Genomic DNA, 7,103 nt, shown 5'->3' on the forward strand with positions numbered 1-7,103 from the left:
CTCGGCGGTGTCGACCGCCGTCTCCGCCTTGGCGGCAGCGGTCTTCCGGGTCCGACGCGGCTTGGCCTCGACGGCCTCCGGAGCCTCCACGACCTCGACGGTCTCCGGAGCAGCGGCGGCCTTGCGAGTCCGACGGGGCTTAGGCTCCGCCGTCTCGGCAGTCTCCACCGGCGCCGCCGCCTTCTTGCGCGTCCGGCGCGGCTTCGACTCCGCGGGCTCGGCCACACCTTCGGCCGTGTCGACCGCAGACTCGGCGGCAGCCGAAGCCGTGGCCTTACGGGTGCGCCGGCGCGGCTTCTCGACGGGCGCCTCGACCGCGGCCGCCTCGGCGACCTCGGTCACGGGAGCGTCCACCACGGCGGCCTCGGCCACCGGCGTCTCGGCCGACTTGCGGGTGCGACGACGACGCGGCTTCGCCGAAGCCTCGGCGCTCTCCGCAACCTCCGGAGCCGTGCCCTCAGCCGTAGCCACCGCCACTGCCGCCTCCGGCGCCGCGGCCTCGGTCGCGACGGCCGTCACCGGCTGCTGGGCCGACTCACCGCTGCGCGTACGGCGACGCCGGCGCAGGGTGCGGGGACCCTCGGTCGCGTCCGGGGCGCCGTCCGCGCCGCCGGTCACGGTCTCGGGCGCGGCACTCCCGGCGACCGACGCGTCCACCTGCGCCCCGCCCCGCGTACGGCGACGGCGACGCGGCGTCGTACGGGAGGAACGGTCGGAGGAACGCTCGCGGTCCGCGGAGCGGGACTCGTCGCGGCCGCCACGGCCGCCGCGGGCGCGACCGCCCCGGCCGCCCGGCTCGCCCAGGTCCTCCAGCTCCTCCGCCTCCAGCCCGGCGCGCGTGCGCTCCGAGCGCGGCAGGACGCCCTTGGTGCCCTCGGGGATACCGAGGTCGGTGTAGAAGTGCGGGGACGTGGAGTACGTCTCCGGCGGGTCGTTGAAGCCCAGGTCCAGCGCCTTGTTGATCAGCTGCCAGCGCGGGATGTCGTCCCAGTCGACCAGCGTGATCGCCGTACCCTTCGCGCCCGCGCGGCCGGTGCGGCCGATGCGGTGCAGGTACGTCTTCTCCTCTTCCGGCGACTGGTAGTTGATGACGTGCGTCACGCCCTCGACGTCGATGCCGCGGGCGGCGACGTCGGTGCAGACGAGCACGTCCACCTTGCCGTTGCGGAAGGCGCGCAGCGCCTGCTCGCGGGCGCCCTGGCCGAGGTCGCCGTGGACCGCGCCGGAGGCGAAGCCGCGCTGCTTGAGCTGGTCGGCCAGATCGGCCGCCGTGCGCTTGGTGCGGCAGAAGACCATGGCCAGTCCCCGGCCGTCGGCCTGCAGTATGCGCGCCACCATCTCGGGCTTGTCCATGTTGTGCGCGCGGTAGATGAACTGCTTCGTGTTCGCGACCGTCGCGCCCGCGTCGTCCGGCGAGGTGGCGCTGATGTGGGTCGGCTGCGACATGTAGCGGCGGGCCAGTCCGATGACCGCGCCCGGCATGGTCGCCGAGAACAGCATGGTCTGGCGGCGGGCCGGCAGCATGTTGATGATCTTCTCGACGTCGGGCAGGAAGCCCAGGTCGAGCATCTCGTCGGCCTCGTCGAGGACCAGGCACTTGATGTGCTTCAGGCTCAGCTTCTTCTGGCCCGCGAGGTCCAGCAGACGGCCCGGGGTGCCGACGATCACGTCGACGCCCTTCTTCAGGGCCTCCACCTGCGGCTCGTACGCCCGGCCGCCGTAGATCGCGAGGACGCGCACGTTGCGGACCTTGCCGGCGGTGAGCAGGTCGTTGGTGACCTGCTGGCACAGCTCGCGCGTCGGGACGACGACGAGGGCCTGCGGGGCGTCGGTCAGGGACTCGGGGGCGGCGCGGCCCGCCTCAACGTCGGCGGGGACGGTGACGCGCTCGAGGAGCGGGAGGCCGAAGCCCAGCGTCTTGCCGGTGCCGGTCTTGGCCTGGCCGATGACGTCCGTGCCCGACAGGGCCACGGGGAGCGTCATCTCCTGGATGGGGAAGGGATTGACGATGCCGACGGCCTCAAGGGCTTCGGCGGTCTCGGGGAGGATCCCGAGGGATCGGAACGTCGTAGTCAGGGTGCTGCCTCTTCTGTGTGCGTGGTGCGAGGCGAGCGCGCGGGTCGTGCCGGACCGTGTCGGGGACGTCGGCTGCCCTTACGGGTGAGCCGTAGGACACGGGACCTCTGTCGACGCTCCAGCGCTCGTACCACTGAGGGTCCCCCTCCGGATTGCCTACGCGATGTGGCGTACGGCAGGGAGGGCTGTCGGGTCGGAGCCGATCGGGCCACCGACCGGGCATCCTCATGCGTGCGGCCCGACGAAGACGTCACGTACCCGTACGTCACATACTCGGCAGGCGCATTACCACCATACCTCGGATTCGCGCACACGCGATGGCCGATTTGGTCACGTAGTCGTCGTCACAGTGACTGACCAGGCCCTTACGGTCCGCGGCGGGCGGGCTATTGTGCGCTGCATGACGAGCTCTGACAAGCCTGGCAACGCCGCAGACGCCCCCGCCGAAACCACCGGAGTGACCGGAGCCACCGGTGCCACCGGAGTCGCCGCCCAGGACTGGGCGACGGCGGCCGCCGAACCGCAGTACCGTGCCGCGGTCGTGGACCTGCTCGGCGCGCTCGCGTACGGCGAGCTGGCGGCGTTCGAGCGGCTCGCGGAGGACGCCAAGCTGGCGCCCACGCTGGCGGACAAGGCGGAGCTGGCGAAGATGGCGTCGGCGGAGTTCCACCACTTCGAGCGGCTGCGCGACCGGCTCGCCGAGATCGGCGAGGAGCCGACGGCGGCCATGGAGCCGTTCGTGGCCGCCTACGACGGCTTCCACAAGCAGACGGACCCCTCGGACTGGCTGGAGGGCCTCGTCAAGGCCTACGTCGGCGACTCCATCGCCAGCGACTTCTACCGGGAGGTCGCCGCCCGGCTCGACTCCGACACCCGGAGCCTGGTGCTGGCCGTGCTGGACGACACCGGGCACGCGACCTTCGCCGTGGAGAAGGTGCGCGCGGCGATCGACGCGGACCCGCGGGTGGGCGGGCGGCTGGCGCTGTGGGCGCGGCGGCTGATGGGCGAGGCGCTGTCGCAGTCCCAGCGGGTGGTCGCCGACCGGGACGCGCTCTCGACGATGCTCGTGGGCGGCGTCGCGGACGGCTTCGACCTCGCCGAGGTGGGCCGCATGTTCTCCCGGATCACCGAGGCGCACACCAAGCGGATGGCGGCGCTGGGGCTGGCGGCCTAGGCCGGACCTCGGCGCCGGTGCCGTCCGGCCGGCCGCCACCGGCGGCGGGTCAGGCGGTCGCCGAACGGCGGCGCAGTCTTTCCGGGCGCAGCAGCAGCGACAGCGAGGCCGCCGAGACGGCCGCCGCACCCAGCAGGACCGGCAGCAGCCCCCCGGCGCCGAGCGCGGTGTGCGTGACGAACGCCCCGAACAGGGCGCCGGCGACCCCCGTGGGCAGGACCAGGACGCGGTCGGGGAGGCGGTGCGGCAGACGGCGGGCGGCGGCCCAGGCCAGGACGAGGCCGAGGATCGAGGCGCTGAGCGCTTCCAGGAGCATGTCGGGGTCCCTCCCACGTGGCCGGCCTGCCCGAAACGGTCACTGCCCGACTTACCCCTGACCTGCGGAATGCAATCCTCCTCCTGTGGGTGAGCTGTGCTCCGTACGGGGAAACGGAGAAGGGCCCGGCGGTCGTGGCCGCCGGGCCCTTCTGCGTGCTTCGTCCGTCGGCTACAGCGCGCCGAAGCCCACCTTGCGCGGGCTCGGCTCGCCGAGCTCGACGTACGCGAGGCGGTCGGCCGGGACCAGGACCTTGCGGCCGTGCTCGTCCACGAGGCTCAGCAGCTGCGACTTGCCGGCCAGTGCCTCGGCCACCACGCGCTCTACCTCCTCGGCACTCTGACCGCTCTCCAGAACGATCTCGCGGGGCGCGTGCTGCACGCCGATCTTGACCTCCACGGCTATGTCCCTCCGACGGTCAGTGAAGTGCGCGATCTTCCGCGCCGTACCCCGCACACATTAGCCCGGTGAGGGGACGTACACGCTCCGCCCGAGAACGCCAGGAGCGAACAGCCGGGGGAACGAACGCCCCGGTGAGCCGAACGCGCGACGGTCAGTGCTGCTCGGTGCCGTGCAGCGGGAAACCGGCGATGCCCCGCCAGGCCAGCGACGTCAGCAGCTGGACCGCCTGGTCGCGCGGCACGCTGCGGTCGCTGTGCAGCCAGGCGCGGGCCACCACCTGGGCGAGGCCGCCCAGACCGGAGGCCAGCAGCATCGACTCGGCACGGGAGAGACCGGTGTCCTCGGCGATGACGTCGCAGATCGCCTCGGCGCACTCGTTCGTGACCTTGTCGACGCGCTCGCGCACGGCGGGCTCGTTGGTCAGGTCCGACTCGAAGACCAGGCGGAAGGCGCCGCCGTCGTCCTCCACGTACGCGAAGTAGGCGTCCATCGTCGCCCGGACGCGCTGCTTGTTGTCGGTCGTCGACGCGAGCGCGTTCCGCACGGACTGGATCAGCGCCTCGCAGTGCTGGTCCAGCAGGGCGAGGTAGAGGTCGAGCTTGCCGGGGAAGTGCTGGTACAGCACCGGCTTGCTGACGCCGGCGCGCTCGGCGATGTCGTCCATCGCGGCGGCGTGGTAGCCCTGCGCCACGAACACTTCCTGGGCGGCGCCCAGCAGCTGGTTGCGTCGGGCACGGCGGGGAAGGCGTGTGCCCCGCGGGCGTACCGCCTCTGTCTGCTCGATGGCTGTCACGCCGCCTCCCAAAGTCGTCCACGTGCGGTGTGCGCCGCGTCGCCATCGTACTTTTCGGTAACCGTGGTGTGCGCGGTGCGGACGCAGAATTTCACGGACCGGACGGTGGCGAAAGCCGCACAACAGGTTTCAAAAGGTCCCAGGACGGGCAAAAATCGGCCTCCCTCCTGCTCGGCGGCCGCCCGCTTCAGCGGTAGTCGTCCTCGTCGTGCGAGACGACCCGGGCCTGCTCGGCCAGGTCGGCCTCGTTGGCGCGGTCCGGTTCCACGTCGGTCAGCGGATCGTCGCGGTCGGGCGCGATGTCCGCGTTCTGCTCCGCCGCGTCGGCGTCGGGGGCCTCGACATCGAGTTCCCGGGGCTCGCGGTCCTCGTCGTCGAAGGTCTCCGGGTCGGTGGGGTCGACGGTCATGCTGGGCTCCCTTCCTACGGACGTCCCTGGATGCAGGGGCCACATGCGGGTGCCCTCTCCATGAGCCTAGGAGACACCCGATTCGGCCGCCAGACGTCATGTGCGCCGATCGCAGGTACCCGGCTCGCCCGGTACCGCACCCGCCCCTGTGATGGCGAACACATGAGCCACTGCGTGATCGTCTCGTAACATTGCCGCATGTCTTCGACCGAGCCGCCGTCCGTGCCGCCCGCCACCGTGCTGCCGAAAGTGGCGGCCGTCAAGGTCGCGGAGGGCGAGCGGCTCAGCTCGGTCCACCTGCCCGGCATCACCCTGACGGTGCGCTCCAGGCGCCCCGCGCGCGAAGGGCTCCCGCCCGCGCTGTACGTCCACGGCCTCGGCGGTTCCTCGCAGAACTGGTCGGCGCTGATGCCGCTGCTGGACGACGTCGTCGACAGCGAGGCCGTCGACCTGCCCGGCTTCGGCGACTCGCCGCCACCGGACGACGGCGACTACTCGATCAGCGGCCACGCGCGCGCGGTCGTCCGCCACCTCGACGCGGCCGGGCGCGGCCCCGTGCACCTCTTCGGCAACTCGCTCGGCGGCGCGGTCGCTACGCGCGTCGCCGCGGTGCGGCCCGACCTGGTGCGCACGCTGACCCTCGTGTCGCCCGCGCTGCCGGAGATCCGCGTGCAGCGCAGCGCGGTGCCGACGGGGCTGCTGGCGCTGCCGGGAGTGGTGTCGCTGTTCACCCGGCTCACCAGGGAGTGGACCCCCGAGCAGCGCGTCCGCGGAGTGACGGCGCTCTGCTACGGCGACCCTGCGAAGGTGTCGCCGGAGGGCTTCCGCAACGCCGTGGAGGAGATGGAGCGGCGGCTGCGACTGCCGTACTTCTGGGACGCGATGGCGCGTTCGGCGCGCGGGATCGTCAACGCGTACACCGTGGGCGGCCAGTACGGGCTGTGGCGGCAGGCCGAACGGGTTCTCGCGCCGACGCTGCTGGTCTACGGTGGACGGGACCAGCTCGTCGGCCACCGCATGGCCCAGCGGGCGGCCCGCGCCTTCCGTGGCTCCCGGCTGCTGACCCTGCCGGACGCGGGACACGTGGCGATGATGGAATACCCGGAGACCGTGGCCACGGCGTTCCGCGAACTTCTCGCGGACACCGGGGAGCCGGCGGTCGCCGGGAGCACCGACCGGGCCGTCGACGACGAGCCCGCCAACCAGACCACAGGAGGCTGAGGCGCGAGTGGGACGCCACAGCCGCCGCGGACCCGCCCCCAAGGGCGACAGCGCGGACGCCCCCGCGGCAGCACGGGACGACCGGGCCGCACGCCCGGGCCGACGACGCATGCCCGCGCCGCCGGCGGATGAGTGGACGCCGCCGGCGAACGGAACGCCGGGGCCGGCGCCACGGGGCACGGCGCCGGGAGACACCCGGGGCGAGGCGACCCCACGCCCGCCCCGCTTCGGCGACGGCGCGTCAGGTCAGGCGGCCTCTCGACTTCCTGACGACACGCCCGCGCGTGATGTGCCCCGGTTCGCGGACGGGACTCCCGCGCACGGGGTGCCGCGGTTCGGCGACGGCACGCCGGGTCGGGGCGTTCCCCGCTTTCCCGACGGCACGCCCGCGCACGGTGTACCCCGCTTCGGCGACGGTGCGTCGCGTCAGGGTGTTCCCCGGCTTCCCGACGGCACGCCCGCGCACGGTGTGCCCCGGTTCGGTGACGGCGCGGCCGCGCAGGGCTTTCCGCGGGTTCAGGGCGGTGCGCAGGCGCAGGGTTTCCCGGGGTTCCCGGACGGCACCCCGGCGCATGGTTCTCCGCGTGTCGGGGGCGGTGGGGCCGCCCAGGGTGGTCCCGGTACGCCTGGCCGGGGTGTGCCCCGGTTCCCCGACGGGACTCCCGCGCGGGGGGTGCCCCGGTTCCAGGACGGGACTCCCGCGTCCTCCACA

At 73.1% G+C, this 7,103-nt stretch carries 7 protein-coding genes; 2 read left to right on the plus strand and 5 right to left on the minus strand.

What is annotated here, in order from left to right; all coding sequences use genetic code 11:
* The coding region (locus GTW67_RS34855; protein ID WP_202438103.1) for a DEAD/DEAH box helicase at positions 1-1,983 on the minus strand (1,983 nt) is incomplete at its 3' end.
* 493 nt (positions 1,984-2,476) lie between these two features.
* Here GTW67_RS34855 and GTW67_RS34860 point away from each other — a divergent pair.
* Positions 2,477-3,250 carry a ferritin-like domain-containing protein gene (locus GTW67_RS34860; protein WP_161168722.1) on the plus strand — a complete coding sequence of 258 codons (774 nt, stop codon included), beginning with the start codon at positions 2,477-2,479 and terminating at the stop codon, positions 3,248-3,250.
* Between the two features lie 49 nt (positions 3,251-3,299).
* Here GTW67_RS34860 and GTW67_RS34865 read toward each other — a convergent pair whose 3' ends face one another.
* The 4 genes from GTW67_RS34865 to GTW67_RS34880 form a co-directional block, all read right to left on the minus strand.
* Positions 3,300-3,566, minus strand: a complete 267-nt coding sequence (locus GTW67_RS34865) for a hypothetical protein (protein ID WP_161168723.1) — start codon at positions 3,564-3,566, stop codon at positions 3,300-3,302.
* 171 nt (positions 3,567-3,737) lie between these two features.
* Positions 3,738-3,965, minus strand: a complete 228-nt coding sequence (locus tag GTW67_RS34870) for a DUF3107 domain-containing protein (protein WP_161168724.1) — start codon at positions 3,963-3,965, stop codon at positions 3,738-3,740.
* A gap of 154 nt (positions 3,966-4,119) precedes the next feature.
* Complete coding sequence (locus tag GTW67_RS34875) at positions 4,120-4,761, minus strand: TetR family transcriptional regulator (RefSeq protein ID WP_161168725.1); 642 nt, start codon at positions 4,759-4,761, stop codon at positions 4,120-4,122.
* A gap of 187 nt (positions 4,762-4,948) precedes the next feature.
* Complete coding sequence (locus GTW67_RS34880) at positions 4,949-5,170, minus strand: Rv3202a family protein (RefSeq protein ID WP_161168726.1); 222 nt, start codon at positions 5,168-5,170, stop codon at positions 4,949-4,951.
* A 198-nt stretch (positions 5,171-5,368) separates the two neighbouring features.
* Between GTW67_RS34880 and GTW67_RS34885 the strand changes: the two genes are divergently transcribed.
* Positions 5,369-6,391 carry an alpha/beta fold hydrolase gene (locus GTW67_RS34885; protein WP_161168727.1) on the plus strand — a complete coding sequence of 341 codons (1,023 nt, stop codon included), beginning with the start codon at positions 5,369-5,371 and terminating at the stop codon, positions 6,389-6,391.
* The last annotated feature ends 712 nt before the right edge of the window (positions 6,392-7,103 follow it).

The organism is Streptomyces sp. SID5910 (assembly GCF_009862125.1).
In the GTDB taxonomy this organism is placed as follows: domain Bacteria; phylum Actinomycetota; class Actinomycetes; order Streptomycetales; family Streptomycetaceae; genus Streptomyces.

Bases quoted from the DNA above. Each gene is read 5' to 3' on its own strand.
- GTW67_RS34885 (WP_161168727.1), top strand. From the start codon at position 5,369: ATGTCTTCGACCGAGCCGCCGTCCGTGCCGCCCGCCACCGTGCTGCCG.
- GTW67_RS34860 (WP_161168722.1), top strand. From the start codon at position 2,477: ATGACGAGCTCTGACAAGCCTGGCAACGCCGCAGACGCCCCCGCCGAA.
- GTW67_RS34880 (WP_161168726.1), bottom strand. From the start codon at position 5,170: ATGACCGTCGACCCCACCGACCCGGAGACCTTCGACGACGAGGACCGC.
- GTW67_RS34865 (WP_161168723.1), bottom strand. From the start codon at position 3,566: ATGCTCCTGGAAGCGCTCAGCGCCTCGATCCTCGGCCTCGTCCTGGCC.